Source organism: Filibacter tadaridae (genome assembly GCF_900609045.1).
GTDB classification, from domain to species: Bacteria; Bacillota; Bacilli; order Bacillales_A; family Planococcaceae; genus Sporosarcina; species Sporosarcina tadaridae.
In genome coordinates, this window is record NZ_UXAV01000054.1 from 1 (window position 1) to 18176 (window position 18176).

The 18176-nt window shown below is 42.7% G+C and carries 15 protein-coding genes; 11 read left to right on the top strand and 4 right to left on the bottom strand.

Annotated features, from left to right (window positions below):
• The first annotated feature begins 493 nt into the window (after positions 1 to 493).
• Positions 494 to 3253: a phosphodiester glycosidase family protein gene (locus FILTAD_RS15030; RefSeq protein WP_124071791.1), complete on the top strand. Its 2760-nt coding sequence runs from the start codon at positions 494 to 496 to the stop codon at positions 3251 to 3253.
• Positions 3254 to 3534: 281 nt separating this feature from the next.
• On the opposite strand, the gene FILTAD_RS15035 is transcribed toward FILTAD_RS15030, so the two are convergent.
• The 3 genes from FILTAD_RS15035 to FILTAD_RS15045 all read right to left on the bottom strand — a co-directional run bounded on the left by FILTAD_RS15035 (position 3535) and on the right by FILTAD_RS15045 (position 7566).
• Positions 3535 to 5466 (bottom strand): S-layer homology domain-containing protein, encoded by a 1932-nt coding sequence (locus FILTAD_RS15035; RefSeq protein WP_124071792.1) that lies wholly within the window; start codon positions 5464 to 5466, stop codon positions 3535 to 3537.
• A gap of 264 nt (positions 5467 to 5730) precedes the next feature.
• Positions 5731 to 6810: a C40 family peptidase gene (locus FILTAD_RS15040; RefSeq protein ID WP_124071793.1), complete on the bottom strand. Its 1080-nt coding sequence runs from the start codon at positions 6808 to 6810 to the stop codon at positions 5731 to 5733.
• A gap of 261 nt (positions 6811 to 7071) precedes the next feature.
• Positions 7072 to 7566: a sigma-70 family RNA polymerase sigma factor gene (locus tag FILTAD_RS15045; RefSeq protein ID WP_124071794.1), complete on the bottom strand. Its 495-nt coding sequence runs from the start codon at positions 7564 to 7566 to the stop codon at positions 7072 to 7074.
• A 634-nt stretch (positions 7567 to 8200) separates the two neighbouring features.
• On the opposite strand from FILTAD_RS15045, the gene FILTAD_RS15050 reads away from it, so the two are divergent.
• Entirely contained in the window at positions 8201 to 8764 is a 564-nt protein-coding gene (locus FILTAD_RS15050; RefSeq protein ID WP_124071795.1) for a competence protein ComK, read from the top strand.
• A gap of 328 nt (positions 8765 to 9092) precedes the next feature.
• Positions 9093 to 9854, top strand: coding sequence for a hypothetical protein (locus tag FILTAD_RS15055; protein WP_124071796.1), 762 nt, complete (start codon positions 9093 to 9095; stop codon positions 9852 to 9854).
• Positions 9855 to 9931: 77 nt separating this feature from the next.
• Here the strand turns inward: FILTAD_RS15055 and FILTAD_RS15060 are convergent, their stop codons facing one another.
• Entirely contained in the window at positions 9932 to 10417 is a 486-nt protein-coding gene (locus tag FILTAD_RS15060; RefSeq protein WP_124071797.1) for a VanZ family protein, read from the bottom strand.
• 206 nt (positions 10418 to 10623) lie between these two features.
• Here FILTAD_RS15060 and FILTAD_RS15065 point away from each other — a divergent pair, with 206 nt between their 5' ends.
• The 8 genes from FILTAD_RS15065 to FILTAD_RS15100 all read left to right on the top strand — a co-directional run bounded on the left by FILTAD_RS15065 (position 10624) and on the right by FILTAD_RS15100 (position 18157).
• The gene (locus tag FILTAD_RS15065) at positions 10624 to 11352 is read left to right on the top strand and encodes a YveK family protein (protein ID WP_124071798.1); all 729 of its coding nucleotides are present in this window, start codon (positions 10624 to 10626) and stop codon (positions 11350 to 11352) included.
• Complete coding sequence (locus tag FILTAD_RS15070; protein ID WP_415579413.1) at positions 11349 to 12062, top strand: CpsD/CapB family tyrosine-protein kinase; 714 nt, start codon at positions 11349 to 11351, stop codon at positions 12060 to 12062. Before FILTAD_RS15065 ends, FILTAD_RS15070 begins: the two co-directional genes overlap by 4 nt.
• A gap of 54 nt (positions 12063 to 12116) precedes the next feature.
• Positions 12117 to 12884: a tyrosine-protein phosphatase gene (locus FILTAD_RS15075; protein WP_124071799.1), complete on the top strand. Its 768-nt coding sequence runs from the start codon at positions 12117 to 12119 to the stop codon at positions 12882 to 12884.
• Between the two features lie 117 nt (positions 12885 to 13001).
• Entirely contained in the window at positions 13002 to 14813 is a 1812-nt protein-coding gene (locus FILTAD_RS15080; RefSeq protein ID WP_124071800.1) for a polysaccharide biosynthesis protein, read from the top strand.
• A gap of 298 nt (positions 14814 to 15111) precedes the next feature.
• Positions 15112 to 15792: a PIG-L deacetylase family protein gene (locus FILTAD_RS15085; protein ID WP_124071801.1), complete on the top strand. Its 681-nt coding sequence runs from the start codon at positions 15112 to 15114 to the stop codon at positions 15790 to 15792.
• A gap of 21 nt (positions 15793 to 15813) precedes the next feature.
• Entirely contained in the window at positions 15814 to 16638 is an 825-nt protein-coding gene (locus tag FILTAD_RS15090; protein ID WP_124071802.1) for a formyltransferase family protein, read from the top strand.
• The gene (locus FILTAD_RS15095; RefSeq protein WP_124071803.1) at positions 16638 to 17297 is read left to right on the top strand and encodes a sugar transferase; all 660 of its coding nucleotides are present in this window, start codon (positions 16638 to 16640) and stop codon (positions 17295 to 17297) included. Before FILTAD_RS15090 ends, FILTAD_RS15095 begins: the two co-directional genes overlap by 1 nt.
• Positions 17294 to 18157, top strand: a complete 864-nt coding sequence (locus FILTAD_RS15100) for an NAD-dependent epimerase/dehydratase family protein (RefSeq protein WP_124071804.1) — start codon at positions 17294 to 17296, stop codon at positions 18155 to 18157. The genes FILTAD_RS15095 and FILTAD_RS15100 overlap by 4 nt, the downstream gene beginning before the upstream one ends.
• Positions 18158 to 18176: the final 19 nt, after the last annotated feature.

Consider the following 18176-nt stretch of genomic DNA (forward strand, 5'->3'; position numbering starts at 1 on the left):
GGACTGTTGGTTGGAGATCATCGGGAACACCGCCTAGGATAATTGTTACTTTCATTATACAAAAAAAACGACCTTTTCTCTACTGAGTGAAAGATCGTTCTATCTGGGGTACTTTTTTATAGTGAGAACTAGTTGATTGTAGTGGAGAGCGGCGACTCCTGCGGGAACAGCACGAGCTGAAGACCCTGGACTGAGCGCAGCGAGGGAAGCGGCTGAAGCCGTGCCCGCGGAAAGCGTCCGCTCGGAACGGAAATCAACGGTATTTGATAAAGTTGGACTTTTTCAGTGGCCTCGCGGTCTTCTGGCAGGCTTATTGCGGGAGGCATCCCCGAGCGCCGAGCGTTGTTAAGAGGACTCTTTACGTCAACATAAATAGTTAAGTGGTAATCCACCCACGCTAGTCAATTAGTACGAATGTGCAATACTTTCCACTATCTTATGATTTTCGTAGAATTAGCGTTTATAATAGACTTACTACATAAGAGGTTGGAGGTTGCTAGAAAAAGTGTTTACACATACTAAAATCTATCGAATTGTAACGATGTCACTCGTCTTTTTGCTTGCTTTTCCTGCACTATCATTCGCTACAGGAAAAGAACAGATTAAAATTTCAAACGGCGTTCAGTACGACTATAACCAACAGACAATTTCCGGGTACCCGCAAGCTATCCGTCATATGACGGTCGACTTGAAGGATCCTTATACGACTGTTGATGTCGGCTACCCGACACCGTTAAATAAGCTAAGCCCTACGACAAAGCAGGCAAACGCATATACAGGTCCCGGTAAACAAGTGGCCGGTGCCATCAACGGATCGTTTTTCTGGTCAGCTGATCAAGGCCATTTACCGATGTACTTGATCGCTTATCGGGACAGGCTGATGAATGCTGGAATAATCGCGTCAGGATCCGACCAATATGTCAATCAACCGATTGCTTTCGGCATCGACAAAAATGGCAAAGGAAAAATTGATGCGTATAATCTAAGTCTTTCATTCAACCATGCTGGAACGGATTATCCAATTACGAGTACGGACAAACACCGTTCGAATGATAATCTCATTTTATATACACCGCTTTATCCGGAACCGACAACTGAAACAAATGCCCTTGGGATTGAGCTTGTCATTTCAGGCGTGTCGGGTGGAACTGCCCTTAACTTCGGGGAAACGGTTTCAGGTACAGTCTCTGCTGTTAGACAGCGCGGAGATCAAACGGCATCTACGATTCCAAAAGACGGATTTGTCTTGTCTGCCCATGGAGAGGCCATGCAGATTGTAAAAGACATTGGGATTGGTGAAAAGATTTCCATTACGACGAACATCGACGAGCAGTGGAAAGGCTCGTCATTCATGTTGACATCAGGTCCTGAACTTGTGAAAAACGGCAAAGTGGACTTGGGAATCGACGTTACGAGTGACCGGGCTAGAGAACGCGCACCGCGTACAGCGATTGCAATCGACAAGACGGGCACAAAAGTGTTCATGGTAACGGTCGACGGTAGACAAGCGCCGTATAGCAAAGGAATGGCTTTGAAAGAGTTTGCCGAATACCTTGTTTCCATCGGGGCGGATCGTGCCCTAAATCTTGACGGAGGCGGTTCCACGACAATGGCTGTCCGTAAACCAGGGGACTTCAATGTTTCTTTGTTCAATAGGCCATCAGATGGCCGTGAACGTTCCGTTTCAACATCACTATTCGCGGTTTCGACTGCTCCAAAAGGAACATCGGCAACTGTATCTGCAGAGCTTGCGAAAAAGGGTGTCTATTTAAAAGGAACAAAAGGTTCAGTAGTACTCAATCATGTGATGGACAACTATTATAATCCCGTGAAGTTTAGTACAAAGAATATGAAACTTTCGTCACCACAAGGTTTGATTTCAACAAATGGTCTGAATTTCACGGCTGAAAAAGCAGGTGTTGGATCAATCACTATTCAAGGTGACGGTGCAACAGGGACTATTCCATTGGAAGTCGTTGAGTCTATAGCGAAAGTCACACCTTCTACGCCTAGCGTTGAAGTCCGCGCAGGCGAAAAGAAGACCATCACTGTCAAAGCGTTGGACAGCAAAAATAGGGAAGTTATATTTGACCCTTCGCTTGTGAAATGGTCAGTGACGCCGAACATTGGAACAATTACTGCGGCAGGCGTTTTCACTGCGACGACAACAAATGGTAGCGGAACGATTACAGCAAAACTAGCCGATAAAAAAGTGACAATTTCAGTTGCAATCACAGGCGAATACTATCGAATTGATCGAATGGAAAGTATAAAAAATTGGCAAGCGAGTGCGGTAAACGGTACAGCACAGATTTCCACTAACAGTGCAAAAGAACCCGCATTTGAAGGCAGCAACGCATTGAAATTAACCTATGATTTCACTGGGAAATCCGGGACTTCCGCTGCTTACATCAACGCGAAGACACCGATGAAAACAGGCGGGAAACCAGTGAAGCTAACTGCACGTGTGTATGGTGACGCAAGTCAGACATGGCTTCGTGGTAAAATTGCAGATAGTACAGGAGAAGAATATACAATTGATTTCACGCCGGAAAACGGTTTGAAATGGCTTGGATGGAACTATGTAACTGCAGAAATACCGTCCGCTGTAGAAGGGGATGTAACCCTGAAGCAAATCTATATTGCTCAGCCGACTGCTTCTCTCAAAACAAAAGGGTCCATCATGATTGATGATGTAAAAGCAGTTTATAATGCAAAATTCAAAGAAGGTCTCTTCAAAGATACAGGATTGACATTCAGAGCAGAAAAAGAAATTAGTGCACTTGTCAATGAAGGCATCATTGCAGGCTATGCAGATGGCTCATTTGGTCCTTATCAGGAGTTGACCAGACAACAAGGAGCAATCTTGCTTGCACGTGCGTTAAAGCTTCCACTGGACAATGTTAAAGACCCAGGCTTTACTGACATGGCACCAAGCATGGCATTTTACAAAGAAGTGGCTGCGGTTGCAGGTAAAGGCATTATCCGAGGGAAAGAAAGTGGAACAAAGTTTGATCCAAACGGTAAATTGACACGCGCAGAAATGGCCGCTATTTTGCAACGAGGATTTAGCCTTCCGTTGTCCGAGAAGAACTATTTCAATGACAGTAAAGGAAGCTTTGCCTATGAAGCTATCAATTCTCTTGCGTTAAATGGAATTACCGAAGGGATCGGCGGCGGCAAGTTTGGCCCAGCGCAAAATATTAGCCGCGCAGATTTCTCCGTCTTCTTATATAGAACACTATCAAAATGAATTAATAGAAACTTAGTCTTTTAGATTGCAGAAGATTATGGTACAATGTGTATGTAGGATATTCCTTTCATACAATAGAAATAGACGTAGTGAGCCTGGTTGATGGCGCAAAAAATCCGTGGAGAGCTTCAGTTCTCCGCGGATTCTTTTTGTATAAAAAAATAGTTTCTGTGCATTTAGATAATCGACAAAAAAGCGTATTGCCTGTAAATAGGCAATACGCTTTTTAACATACTACACACCCGGTGCCAGTTACTGACACCAGTCGCAATGGAACAAACTTAGTTAATGAACTTAATAGATTGCAAGAAGTTATAAAGGATTTTTGCTGTTTGCGCACGATTTGCATCAGCTAACGGACGGAATGTGTTATCTGTATAGCCATCCAAGTAACCAGCTTTATATACTTTATCAACATGTGTGCGTGATGCTGCACCGATTTTGTCGTAGTCTTTAAAAGAAGTTATTTTTTTCGAGTTATCAAGTTTCACGTCTTTTGAGTCGATAAAGTCAATTGCACGGCTAATCATAATAGCTGCTTGATCGCGTGTAATTTCTTCGTATGGACGGAACGTTCCATCCTTATATCCAGCAATTAATCCAGCTTCAGCTACTGCTGTGATTTCACCGTTTTTATTGACACCTTGGCTAGTTGAAACGTCTGTAAAGCCTGTTTTACTAGCATCAGTTGCGACAATACCTAAACCACGTGCTAAAATCGCTGCAAACTCGCCCCGTGTAACAATTTTAGACGGTTTGAATGATGTAGAAGAAACACCATTGACAATCTTTTTAGAAGCTAACTTTTCAACGTACTCTTCAGCCCATGTCGCACCTTTGTCGACATCGATAAACGTTTTAGAGTGCTCGATTAATGTGTACGTAGAGTTTGTTGAGCGACGTAGTAGAGCACTTTTTTCATCATTGACATATGTCGGAACGGCAATAATGGACCCATCAGCTTGTACAACTACACCGAGAGTAGTCGCCGGATTCAAGTTAGAATTAGCTTCAATGCCGCGAGTGATTGGGTGTTTGAACGATTTAAGTTCAACAGATTTATTATCAGGTGCTACAAGTTCAACCTTAAAGTCTATTGCTTTTGAAAGAACCTTATAGCGTGTGTCTTTATCTAGAATATTCGACACTGGTGTAATGCTGATAGTAAGTTTTAGTTCAGCAGCTGTTACACCTAATTGCTTAGCTGCTTCTGCCATCTCAACATTTTTCACTGGAATTGAATAAGATGCACCTTGAACTTGTGCAACGATAGCAGCGCTACCATTTTTCTCTAGAAGCGCATTCATTACAAGCGCTGGAATTCCTACAGTTCCTTGTGTCTCTTCAACTGTTAACACTAATTCATTTACTTCCTTTGAATCGTTAATCGCATCAATGACAGCTTGTGGGTTGGATTCCATAGAATCAGGTGTTGTAGAAATCTGACCATTGTCGTTATCCGGGATATCTGTTACCGGTGGAGTGACGCCACCGCCACCTACTGGAGGAGTTGCAGGGTTGTAGTTTTTCGCTAATTTAACGAAGGCATCTTTTTGATCATCGGTAATTTTAGCTTTAGCTAGGATACCTTGCAATACGGTAGGAACTTCATCGACTTTAACAGTTTTTCTAATGCCATCTGTAATTTTTGGATAGTTATCACTCGTAGCTGATTGCAATAAAACGTCCCTAAAAATATCATAGTAAGAAGAGAAATTATCCTTTTTTCCTAATTCCTTAAAAACATTTGATTCAACAAATACAAGGAAATTAACGAACTCTATCTTCGTTATGTCTTCACCGAATGCATTCTTTAAATTATCATCGCTTACGTTTTTATCAAATTCTTTGAATGCATTCTCCAAACCGATAACTGAATGGGAGCTAGCCAATAGCTTTACTAACTCTTTGACTACTGTTCTTGCATTATCATTATTTTGGTCTTTCAATAGTGAGTTAATATTATCCTCCCATGCATTTTCTGCAAGAGCTCCATTTATTTGATTCTGGGCTGCAACTAGATGGCCTTGGTCAGCATCACTCAACTTATCGTAGGCAGTGTTTAAATCTGCAATAAGTGCATCAATAGATGCGTAGCCCGTTGCGGCACTAGCTTTATCCGCATTTACACCGACAGCTAATACTGGTGTAAGAGCGACTGCCCCTGCCATTAACACTTTCAATGGCCTGTTTTTTGTTTTGATTTTCGACATAAGAACACTCCCTTTGAATTTTACAATTCTATTTGTTTAAATTATAGACTAGGTTATTTCCAATAGCAAATTGTGTGTGTACCTGTGCGACAAACAACAACACACAATTCATGCAATTGTATAAAGATACGGCATAGTCTAACTTTTCGCGTGCTTATATAATCTCTGGCTTATAAATATGTAATTGTAGTGTATTGTCGGAATAGTGCCACGCACAGGTACTCCAAAAAAGCCCACTACATCATTCACGTAGTGGACTTTCATTCAATTCATCGCATAAAGCCGTTTAAAACTATCAAAATGCTGTGCCCAATAACCTGCCTGTAGACTCGAAATCTGAACACGATCACCACCGGCGTGAATGAATGTATGATTACCAAGATAGATTCCCATATGGGAAATGCCCGCCCGATACGTATCCTTGAAAAATACGAGATCGCCAACTTGCGGATTGCTTACTTCATAAGAACGTGCATCAAATCCAATCGTATTTGTGCGGGGAACGCTCACGCCCGCAGTACTATACACATGATAGATGTAGCCGCTACAGTCAAATCCTCGAGCTGTCGAGCCACCCCATACATACGGTGTACCAATAAGCGAAGTCGCTGTTGAAATAACAGAGCCAACCGTTCCGGAACCCGTGGGAACAGAAGGAGACACTACAGGCGCGGATACCGGCTTCGTGTTTGGTTGTGTCGCAACAAGTGCATTTTCAACTTTCAAGACTTGTCCCACACGAATGTTACTCGAAGTTAGGTTGTTCCAGTTCATCAATTGCGTAACCGTAATCCCTTGTCGGTAAGCAATGCCTGACAACGTATCACCCGCTACAACACGAACTGTGCCGGTCGTTGAGACGGTAGGGGCAGGTTTCTTTGGTACGGCCGGTTTCGATACAACTGGCGTTGAACCAGTTGTGCCCGTCACTTTCAACGATTGCCCAGCAAAGATGCGATCACCAGAAAGTCCGTTTAGTTGCTGAATACTACGGACAGTTGTTTGATGTCGCTGCGCAATCCGGGATAATGTATCACCGGAAGCAACCACATATAGATGTGAAGATTCAACTGTGGTACTTTGCTTAACGGGCTTCTTTTGAGCTGGCTTTGTTGCCACCACTGTAGAAGACGCAGCCAGTTTCAACGTCTGATTCGGATGAATCATATCTGACGTCAACTGATTCCACGATTTCAAATCTGATACCGAAACAGCATGTGCCGCGGCAACTTTCCAAAGACTATCACCAGGTTGAACGGCGTACGAACTAGCTTCTGTATCTGAAACTCCGACAAAAAGGGCCAGTGAACCCGCAGCAAGTGCTGAAAATGCGACTTTTTTCATGTTGTCTCTCCTTTGAAATGGGTAATAGATTAGTTGGATTATAGAAGTGGGACAAGAAGTACTATTTGTCTACTATTCTAGCTATAAATAGAATAATAGGCAATCTATTTTGACAGTAAAATTTGATTATCCGACGGATGTTGTTGATTCACGCTTCAATCAATTAAGGTGCCAGGCTACTGACACCCTAATTGCGTCCCTCAAATTGCGGCAGTACCTGGCATCCCGTAAGTAAAGAAATCGAAATAGGAACTACCTTAACTAACAAGAGCCTACACCTATTCCCCCCCTCAACTTCACCAACATCCGCTCCCGCCGTTTCTTAACACCCGCAACCGTTATACCAACCTTCTCCGCGCATTCCTTCAACGTAAAACCCTCAACGAACAGCCACCGGACAAGTTCCCGCTCAGCAGGCGACAATAGGTCCAGTGCTTCTGCAAGTTCACTTTTTTCGCCGGAATGAACATCGAATTCGCCACCAATTGTAAACGCCAATAGCTCATCATCCATCCGCATGACATTCTCGTCAAACCGACTTTCTCTTTTCAATTCATCCAGCATGGCACCTCGAATGCTTCGATAGGCGAACGGTGTAAAGTTCCCCTTGGCGATGTCAAATCGGTTCCATGCCTGCCATAGTGCAACTCTGCCTGCTTGTTTGAAACTTTCATGATCACGGTAAATACTCAGTTTGCGGATAGAGGCGGAAATCATTGGTTCATATTGTTCCAAAACGTCTTCAAAATTCATCATTTGAGCGGCCTTCCAGACCGTGCACGATACATTGTATTCCCGGGTGACTACATCGTAGTTCATAAGAAACGGGCAATCCAACGAGAGTTCATGACGTTTGGCATACCATAATCGAAGAATCAGGGGTCGAAAAAGGACTTATGGGTAGAGGTAATTGGATTATTAAGTCTTTGTAGAAAACTTGCACGCACCTGTGCAAAAAAAAATAACAAGCAATTCATGCAACTGTATAATTATACGGAAACCATTAAAAATTCAGGCACTTATCTAATCCGCATCTTATAAATATGCAATTGTAGTGAATTAACTGAATGCCTTTATACATGAGGATACGAAAGTAGATGCTTGTAAAATTACTACGAATCAAATTTCAATTCAAAAAATTAAAAATAAAAAGAGGAGAATCGACTTCTTGTGTCGAATTAACAAATACGTAGAAAAGGAGATGCGCTAAGGTTCGACTAATTTCATTGCAACTCGGGAAATTAAGTTAAGAACAACGATGAGAAAATGGCTGAGTGGGATAAGGAGTGGGTGAAGAGTCAAGCTGGATCAATAGCGCTTTAGCATACTAATCCAGGAACAGGGATTGGAAGAATAGATAAAAGGGATTTATACAGGAGGAGAATGAAGAATGAAGCGTTCGGCACAATATATAATAACGTATAACACCATTTTATTTTTACCGGAGTACGATGATGCGGGTAACTTGTACACCAAAGTGTTCGATGGCGGTTCTCCATTCGTGGTAGAGATGAATCCGACCGAACTTATCGATTTCAACTTGAAATACTACGGCTCTAGTTTAAAAGGTGCCAGAGAAAGTGCCAATATGATTTTGGGAGATACCAAAATGCATCCTGTCAATGTGATTGAAAAACTCGGGATCTTTTGGTTTCCGAGTAAATCACCTGAGGAAAATGACTGTGTCTGGTTTGCTTTGCATCATATTGAAAATACAATTAAGCTATCTAGTAAAGAGACGGAAATCATTCTTAGTGGCGGCAGTAAGATTATCATCGCTATAAGCAAAAGTTCGTTTGAGGGGAAAATACTAAAAGCTTATAAACTAAAAGGGAAGCTCGATATTCGAACAAGGGAAATGCCGATGCGAGTGAATGAATCAAAGGGGCTTTATCACATTTTTAAAAGTGGAAGCGGATTGAATTTCGTAGTCATACATGAAACTGAAGAGTAAAGGTTAACTTGTATCCGGTACAGACTTCTGGTTAATCCACGGGATGCCAGGTACTGTCACAATTTGGATGGTGCAAAGAGTGTCGGTAGTCTGACACTCTAGTAGTACACACAGGGGGTGTCGGTATTCCGGCACCCTGCTAGTTGTGTGGGTAAGCCATTGCACTTGAAACTTTCTACTAGAACGCACGGATTTTGCAACCACCTACTGACAGTCCTCGGCAAATCTCAACATAGACCAACAATTCCCACCCAGTATCCAAGATAAAACTACACCCAGACACCACTTCATGGTAAACTAGCTACTAACACGAGAGAGAAGGTGCATGATGAAAAAACCATGGAAGATTGCCATTATCATACTGATTGTCATCATACTAGGTATCGCGGCGTACCTAACATACATTTTGAAATTTAAAAAATACGATGTAGCGGATGCCGAAGTTACGGAAATCATTGCGGATCCATATACAGTCGAATTGCCAGATGGCACATCCATTACAGTGGATGAAAACGGGAACATCATCGAAACGAACGACTCCGGTTCAGCAGCCGATTCCGATGAAGCGAAAACTACGGACGATAAAGCCACAGATGATAAAACCGGCACATCTAGCACCGATAAGTCTTCAACAGACAACAAGACCGATAGTACGAGCAACAACAATTCTTCTACAGACAAACAAGCCGGTACCACGACGAGCAAACCTGGAACAGGTAGCGCGAATCAGGCCAACAAACCGACAGTCGCGACTATCAAAAACACATACACACCGGTTTTCAATAACCTGGAATCACAAGCCAATGGGAAGATTAATGCCCTCGTAGGCCGTGCCAAGCAAGAGTACAGCTCAAAAAAAGCGAACGGCGAAAGCATAAACTACGGTTACTTTTACAATAAATACATGGCCGCTGCGAATGAACTTGAGGCGAGCACGGACGCAATCTTCTACGGTACCCTCAAAGTAGTCGAAGCTGAACTTGTGAATAACGGGTACAACAAATCGTACGCGCAAAGCTTCAAAGATGAATACGAAGCGATGAAAAAAACACGCCGCGACAGCATTCTAAGTAAAGCGGTCGGCCGGTGATTAATCCGAACCAACTAAAAAACGCTCAAGTCAGTTACTAGACTTGAGCGTTTTTTTTGAGTTCGGTCCCCGGGTGTTTATAGCTTTCCACGGCGCTTCCGTTTCCGCCCGCCCCGTGCAACCAACACAATACGCAACACGGCAATGAACGTAATAGCGCCCGCCGTATCCAGCAGTACATCGCGCGAAGAAGGCGTCCGTCCACCCGTCAACGACTGATGATACTCATCCGCTATCGCAAGTCCGAGCGTAATGACCAACGCGATTATAGAACGGAGCGTAAACCGTGGCAACACCGCATACACCGCGGTCGCCAACAAGCCGAATAGGAAAAAATGGGCGCTTTTGCGTAGCAAAAACTCAACAAACGGGTAATAGCCCCGCTCTTCGACTGAAATGATTTTTCCCCAATAAGGGATTTCCAGCTTCGATAGAGGTTCTAACAATGGCTTATCCGGTAGCCATTCAGCAAGTGAAGGGATTAATGTTTGTTCTTCGTACGTCTGTCCGGATGAAAAGAATAGTCCAGCGACAATCAATAAAAGAAATAGAATTTTTTTCATAGTGGAACTTTACCATAGTTCACCAGAGATGTCTTCCTATAAATAGGGTGTAAACGATAGAAATAGTAAAATAGTTAGTCAACCCACTTACGCACCATTTTTTCCGTCAAATATGTCATATTTCCACAATAAACAAGAGACACTTCCGCAATCTGTGCTATAATAAGTCGAAATTGAATGTTAGTGAAAAAGGAGATATGTAACGTATGGAGGAAACCATCAGTTTACAAGATTTATTCAAAACGCTGAAGAAAAGGCTGGTCCTTATTCTGGTAGCCGTCGTGCTAGCAGTAACTGCAGCGGGCGTCATCAGTTTTCTATTCTTGACACCGATCTACCAAGCGTCGACGCAAATCCTCGTCAATCAGCAAAAAGTCGAGCAGAGTCAGTTCAACGCACAAGACATACAAACGAATCTTCAACTCATCAATACATACAACGTTATTATCAAAAGCCCTGCTATCCTTTCGAAAGTCATTAAAAACCTTGACCTCGACACGACACCGGCAGCGCTTTCCGGTAAACTAACCGTCAACAGCGAACAAGACTCGCAAGTTGTCAGTATTAGCGTACAAGACCCTGAGGCGTTCAGGGCCGTCGACATTGCCAATACAACAGCAATCGTCTTCCAGGAAGAAATCCAAAAGCTTATGAACGTCGATAACGTCAATATCCTATCGAAGGCGATCCCTGCGGAAAATCCGGCACCTATTAAACCGGATCCTTATCTCAATATGGCAATCGCTGCCGTCATCGGTCTTATGCTAGGCGTAGGGATTGCATTCCTGTTAGAGTATTTGGACACAACGGTCAAAACGGAAGACGACATCGAAGAACTGCTCGGCTTACCGATACTGGGACTTATCAGCCCGATTCCTGAAGTCAAGGCACCAAGCGCAATAGACGCTCTGAAACAGAGAAGAAAGGAGAGATGAGCAAAGTGGCTAAAAAGAAAAAGGCATCCACCCAAACGATGGCGCGAAAGCTGGTCGCAGATGCCAGTCCAAAATCGCTTGTCGCGGAGCAATACCGCACTGTCCGTACCAACATCAATTTCTCAACACCTGACAAAGAACTGAAGTCTTTGATCGTCACCTCTTCTTCACCTGGTGAAGGGAAGTCGACAACCGCTGCCAACATTGCTATCGTCTACGCCCAAGAAGGCAAGAACGTTTTACTCGTCGATGCTGATATGCGAAAGCCGACGATGCATTACACGTTCCATACGGCGAACACAACAGGGCTATCCAACTTGCTGACCCGCAAATGGAAACTGGCCGATGTTGTAAAAGAGACGAAAATTGATGGTTTGACGCTGATTACATGCGGTCCCATCCCGCCGAATCCTGCCGAACTGTTAGGTTCGAAAGCTATGGACATGCTTATCGATCAACTGGTTGAAGACTATGATATTATCATTTTTGATGCACCGCCGCTGTTATCCGTTGCGGATGCTCAAATTCTATCGAATAAATGCGATGGGGCAATCCTTGTCGTCAATGCAGGCAATACGCAAAAAGCCAGTATCCAAAAAGCGAAAGAAGCACTTGATTCCTCCAAGGCCAACATCCTTGGCGTTCTTATGAACAACTTTGTCCTTGAAAAGGACCATTACTACTACCAATATTACGGAGCCGGAGAGTAACGGGCGATTTACGCCTGTACTCTTTTTCTTTTTACCTAGAGAGGAGAGACTTATATGATCGACATGCATACACATATCCTTTTCGGCGTCGATGACGGACCGGAAACAATCGAAGACACCATGCGCATGTTGGAAAAAGCGGCAAGTGAAGGCATCACCGACATAATCGCCACGTCGCACGCCTTCAATCCCCATTACCACGTCCCGCGCACTACAATAGAAGGTCAGCTCACACTTCTGGCGGATGCTGTCCAGTCAGCCGGCATTCCAGTCAAGCTACACCCCGGACAAGAAGTACGGCTATGCGAGGACCTCATCGAGAAAATAGAGGCCGAGGAAGCGCTATTACTCGCAAACTCGAATTATTTACTATTGGAATTGCCGACACAATCTGTTCCTGCTTATACGACAGCAATCATTCAATCGTTGCTTGAAAAAGAAATCATCCCGATCATCGCGCACCCCGAACGCAACCGGGCCATCGCCGAAAAACCCGCGCGTCTCGAACGGCTTGTCCGCAACGGGGCCCTCGCCCAAATCACAGCGGGGAGTGTGGCCGGTCACTTTGGCAAAACAGTGCAGAAGATTTCGCTGCAACTCATCGAGTCGAACCTTATCCATACATATGGATCGGATGTTCACAACTTGGACACAAGACCGTTTTTATTTGAAAAAGGGCTGAATCTGCTGGAAAAGAAGAGATTTCATGCCGAAGCGGAACTTTTACTAGCCAACAACGAGCGTATCCTAACGAATGACACGCTTGTCATTTTAGAACCAGAATTGATAATTCCAAAAAAGTGGTGGAACATCAAGAAGTGAAGTAGTATAATCAACCTATTGGTATTGGAAATTGGTATTGAATAAGGAAGATTATTAGTCTGTTGGACAGGACCGATACATAGGGAGTCTGATTTGCTAGGAACGAGGGAGTGTATTATGACCATTAAAAAACGGATGACATTACTAGTTGTCGTCGATTCCTTTATCGTCTTGTTTTCCATCTACATAGGTTATTTTGTACTGCATCCCTACATAGACGTATTTACGAATAAGATGTTGCTGATCAGCGTCGTCACCATTCAGCTGGCGCACCACTTCTTCGCATGGCATTATGGCCTGTACAAGAAAGCATGGGCGTACGCATCAGTCGGGGAATTGAAATCGATTTTCAGAGCGGTCACCTGGACGATAGTTGTCGTCGCAGCCGTTCAATTTATACTGACACAAGATATTTACTTACGTGCACTCTTTCTAACATGGATGCTTCATATTCTACTAATCGGTGGTTCGCGGTTATCTTGGCGGCTTGTACGGGAGACGGTTATCCATTCGAATGCGGATGAAGAGATTCGCACCATGGTCGTCGGGGCGGGACAAGCCGGTACGATGATTGTCCGTCAAGTCTTGAAGAACCCGGCATCCGGTATGATGCCCGTGCTGTTCGTAGATGATGATAAAGCGAAACGCGGATTGGAAATATACGGATTACAAGTGCTAGGCGGCACGAACAGGATTCCTGATCTTGTCAAAGATAATCATATCGAAAAAATCGTCATCGCTATTCCATCCATGTCTAAACAAGCCATGGCGGACTTGATGAAGATTTGCGTCGATACAGGTATTCGTACACAAACGATTCCCCGTATTGAAGACTTGATGACAGGGAAAGTATCCGTTAACGATATGCAAGATGTCAAAATCGAGGATTTACTCGGACGTGACGAAGTCCAACTCGATATGAAAGCCATATCAGACAAACTCACTGGCAAAACAATCCTCGTAACCGGAGCTGGCGGCTCCATCGGTTCAGAGATTTGTCGCCAAGTGAGCGAATTCAGACCGAGCAGATTGATCCTTCTCGGTCATGGTGAAAATTCCATCTACACTATAGACATGGAACTGCGTCAAAAGGTTTCACAAGACACGGAAATCATTCCGGTAATCGCAGACGTCCAAGACCGCATGCGGCTTTTCGACACCGTGAGTGAATACCAGCCCGATGTCATTTACCATGCAGCCGCACACAAACATGTGCCGTTGATGGAAGCAAACCCGATGGAAGCTGTGAAGAACAATATTTTTGGTACGAAGAATATTGCGGAAGCAGCGGACACCTTCGGCGTCCCGCACTTTGTTATGATTTCTACGGATAAGGCGGTTAACCCTCCGAATGTCATGGGTGCGACGAAACGCTTTGCGGAGATGATTGTACAGAATCTTGCGAAGAATAGCACTACGAAATTTGCGGCTGTTCGGTTTGGGAATGTACTTGGATCGCGTGGTAGTGTTGTTCCGTTGTTTAAGAAACAGATTAAAGCGGGTGGGCCGGTTACTGTGACGGATCCGGAAATGACCCGTTACTTTATGACGATTCCGGAAGCCTCGCGGCTTGTTATTCAGGCAGGGACATTGGCTGCCGGGGGCGAAGTGTTTGTGCTTGATATGGGTGAACCGGTGAAGATTGTGGATCTGGCGAAGAACTTGATTAAGTTGTCGGGGTATAGTGAGGATGAGATTGGGATTAGGTATTCAGGGATACGGCCTGGGGAGAAGTTGTTTGAGGAATTGTTGAATGATAATGAGCGGCAGAGCGAGCATGTTTTTCCGAAGATTTTTGTTGGGAAGGCGGAGCCGGTTAGTGGGTTGGAGATGGAGTATGTTTTGAGTAGGGTGCTTGAGATGGATGAGGTTGAGCTGAAGGATACTTTGGTTGGGTTGGCTAATCGGAAGGTGCCGGTGTTGAACTAAACTAGTGGTGCCAGATACTGACATCCACGGTGATATTCGACTACACAAAAGAAAGTCCTTTTTCGGAAGCTATCAACTTACCTTATTATAACAGACAGTGAAATCAAACCATTAAGTCGCCCTTGTTCATCAAGTGGGCCTATTGGGCAAGGGTTTTTATGTGAATTAAAGTATTGAGTTTATTGGATATATTCAACTAATATCTAGCGGTTGGGAGTTTGTAAATAGGAGTGAACTTGTAAATCCAAAAGATTACTGACTGACTAACTAAGAAATATAAACAAGCGAGGTAATAGATATGACATATTTGGTGGTTGTAGCGCATCCAGATGATGAAGTTTTAGGCGCTGGTGCTACAATGTTTAAGCTAGCCCAAGAAGGACATTCAGTAAATGTCTGTATATTATCGGGTGAAGTGAATGCAAGAAATTACCGTCCGACAATTGATGAGCTTAATGTAGATGTGAATAACTCTATGGATATACTAGGCGTTGACAAAATTATTATAGGTGATTTTCCAAACATCGCATTTAATATGGTGCCCCATCTAAAGCTTGTCCAGTTTATCGAAAATGCAATGATTGAGACAAATGCGGATGTGGTGTTAACCCATTATCCCGCCGACTTAAATAATGATCATTTACATACATCCCTGGCCTGCCAAGCTGCAGCCCGGTTATTCCAAAGAAGAAATGATGTTCCGCAGTTAAGAGAACTTCTATTCATGGAAGTCCCATCCTCTACAGAGTGGGGTCTTAATACAGCAATGAATCAGTTTTCACCGAATACATTTTTTGAAGTCGGTGAAGTGAGTGTTGATACAAAAATCGAGGCGCTTGCACAATATCGCGGAGTTATGAGAGATTACCCTCATCCTAGAAGCAATGAGGCGATTAAAGGTCTTGCTGCATATCGTGGTGGACAAGCGGGAATGGTTTATGCTGAAGCTTTTGAGAGTGTATTCAGACGAGGATTTTAGTTGTTTGGAGGAAGATGTGGTATGAAAATGAAAATGGCATTTGCAACTTGTGTTCAATTGGGACAAAGTTGCGTCGAAGAAATATACCGAATTGGCGGAAACTTGGACTTACTTATAACGCTAAAGGATGAAAAGGCAAAGAATAAGTCTGGAAGAATCTATCTTGATGATATTGCCACTGAAAACGCTACTCCACTTTTGAAAATTAATAATATCAATGACCAAGAAGTCATTGATACTCTTAAAGCACATAAAATTAATTGGCTATTTATTATTGGATGGTCACAGATAGCCAAGAAAGAATTACTTGAAACCCCGACACATGGATGTATTGGAATGCACCCTACGTTATTACCAATTGGCAGAGGAAGAGCAGCAATTCCATGGTCCATTATTAAAGGGTTAGATAAAACAGGTGTAACGATGTTTAAGCTTGATGAAGGTGTCGATACAGGAGAAATTATTGGACAAGGAGTCATACCACTTAATGAGAAATCAACGGCAACAGAGCTTTATCAAACAGTAGATGAACTTCATATTACGCTGATTTCAAAGTATTGGGATGCTATCGTCAATAACAATATTACACTTACGAAACAAAATGATGCTGACGCTACTGAATGGCCAGGTAGAAAACCAGAAGATGGTGAAGTTTTGGGTCGCATGACTATGAATGAAGCCGATAGTTTAGTGAGAGCTGTCTCCCATCCATACCCAGGCGCTTTTTACAAAAATGGAGATAAAACCATTAGGATTTGGTCAGCCGAAATAAATAAAAATGATGGTGAAATAAAACTTAGTGACGGGTATTTAATCCCTGTTGATTATGAAGTAGAGGGATTTTAATGGAGAATAAAATACTCCCAAAAGTGCTCAAACGTTTATTTGATATCGTGGCTTCCTTAGTAGTACTTATTTTATTTCTTCCTATATGGATTTTAATTGCACTATTAATTAAAGTTACTTCTCCTGGACCTGTTTTTTTCTTACAAGACCGCCCTGGACTTCATAAAAAGATATTTAAGGTATATAAATTACGGACGATGAAAATCGGCTCAGAAACAATGGTGAAAGGTCAAGAAGTGATGAAAGACGATGATCGAATTACTTCTACCGGAAAGTTTCTGAGAAGAAGTAAAATCGATGAAATTCCCCAAGTGTTGAATGTTCTTAAGGGGGAAATGAGTCTAGTTGGTCCAAGACCAGAGCGGATTTCTTCCCTTGACGATTACTCAGATGAAATTGCGAAGCGACTCAATATGAATCCTGGAATGACGGGATTAGCACAAGTAAGTGGAAATATACACCTATCCTTGGAAGAAAGATACAAATTAGACGTTTATTACGTTGAACATTTTAGTTTGTGGCTAGACTTTAAAATCATCATAAGAACTGTTGGTGTAGTCTTATTTGGTGAAAATCGATACGTCAATAAACGCTTAGTAAATATAAACCTTGGGCTTACAGAAATAGCTGCATCTAAAGAGGAGACTGTTTCGAAGTGAAAAAGATACTTATTACAGGAGCAAAAAGTTATGTAGGAACATCTTTTGTTAAGTGGGTTTCTCAATATCCTGGTACGTATTCTATCGATACTCTTAGCCTAAGAGATGACAAATGGAAAGAAACTTCATTTAAAGGATATGACGTAGTATTTCATACAGTAGGGATAGCACATGTCGACGCAAAACCTGAAATGGAATCTCTCTATTATAAAGTAAATAGGGATTTGACGATAGAAGCCGCCCAAAAGGCAAAAAAAGATGGTGTTAAACAATTTGTTTTTATGAGTAGTATTATTGTTTACGGTGATAGTAGTTATATAAACAAACCAAGGATTATCACTAAAGATACTGTTCCAACTCCTGCTAACTTTTATGGCAATAGTAAACTCCAAGCAGAGGAGGGAATTAAAGCTTTGGAAAGCGATGATTTTAATATTTCTATTATCAGGCCGCCAATGATTTACGGTAAAGAGTCAAAAGGGAATTATCCTAAATTAGCTAAAGCGGCTCAGAAGTTACCTGTGTTCCCAGATATCGAAAATCAGCGAAGTATGCTTCATATAGATAACCTATCTGAGTTTATTCGTATGATAGTAGAAAATGAAGAGAGTGGTACATTCTTCCCGCAAAATAGCGAGTATGTGAAAACCAGTGAAATGGTGAAGATAATAGCTGAAGTACATAATAGGAAGATTAAAATGACAAGGATATTTAATCCCATTTTAGGTGCAGTAAGCAAAAAAGTAGGAATTGTTAATAAGGTGTTTGGTAATCTAGTTTATGATCAAAGTTTAAGTGATTATAAAGAGAATTACAGAGTCTGGAATTTAAATGAATCGATCATTGCAACTGAAAAATAATGTAGAGGGGTGGATTATA

Bases quoted from the DNA above. Each gene is read 5' to 3' on its own strand.
- FILTAD_RS15085 (WP_124071801.1), top strand. From the start codon at position 15,112: ATGACATATTTGGTGGTTGTAGCGCATCCAGATGATGAAGTTTTAGGC.
- FILTAD_RS15050 (WP_124071795.1), top strand. From the start codon at position 8,201: ATGAAGCGTTCGGCACAATATATAATAACGTATAACACCATTTTATTT.
- FILTAD_RS15070 (WP_415579413.1), top strand. From the start codon at position 11,349: ATGAGCAAAGTGGCTAAAAAGAAAAAGGCATCCACCCAAACGATGGCG.
- FILTAD_RS15060 (WP_124071797.1), bottom strand. From the start codon at position 10,417: ATGAAAAAAATTCTATTTCTTTTATTGATTGTCGCTGGACTATTCTTT.
- FILTAD_RS15095 (WP_124071803.1), top strand. From the start codon at position 16,638: ATGGAGAATAAAATACTCCCAAAAGTGCTCAAACGTTTATTTGATATC.
- FILTAD_RS15045 (WP_124071794.1), bottom strand. From the start codon at position 7,566: ATGATGAATTTTGAAGACGTTTTGGAACAATATGAACCAATGATTTCC.
- FILTAD_RS15080 (WP_124071800.1), top strand. From the start codon at position 13,002: ATGACCATTAAAAAACGGATGACATTACTAGTTGTCGTCGATTCCTTT.
- FILTAD_RS15040 (WP_124071793.1), bottom strand. From the start codon at position 6,810: ATGAAAAAAGTCGCATTTTCAGCACTTGCTGCGGGTTCACTGGCCCTT.
- FILTAD_RS15055 (WP_124071796.1), top strand. From the start codon at position 9,093: ATGAAAAAACCATGGAAGATTGCCATTATCATACTGATTGTCATCATA.
- FILTAD_RS15075 (WP_124071799.1), top strand. From the start codon at position 12,117: ATGATCGACATGCATACACATATCCTTTTCGGCGTCGATGACGGACCG.
- FILTAD_RS15035 (WP_124071792.1), bottom strand. From the start codon at position 5,466: ATGTCGAAAATCAAAACAAAAAACAGGCCATTGAAAGTGTTAATGGCA.
- FILTAD_RS15090 (WP_124071802.1), top strand. From the start codon at position 15,814: ATGAAAATGAAAATGGCATTTGCAACTTGTGTTCAATTGGGACAAAGT.
- FILTAD_RS15065 (WP_124071798.1), top strand. From the start codon at position 10,624: ATGGAGGAAACCATCAGTTTACAAGATTTATTCAAAACGCTGAAGAAA.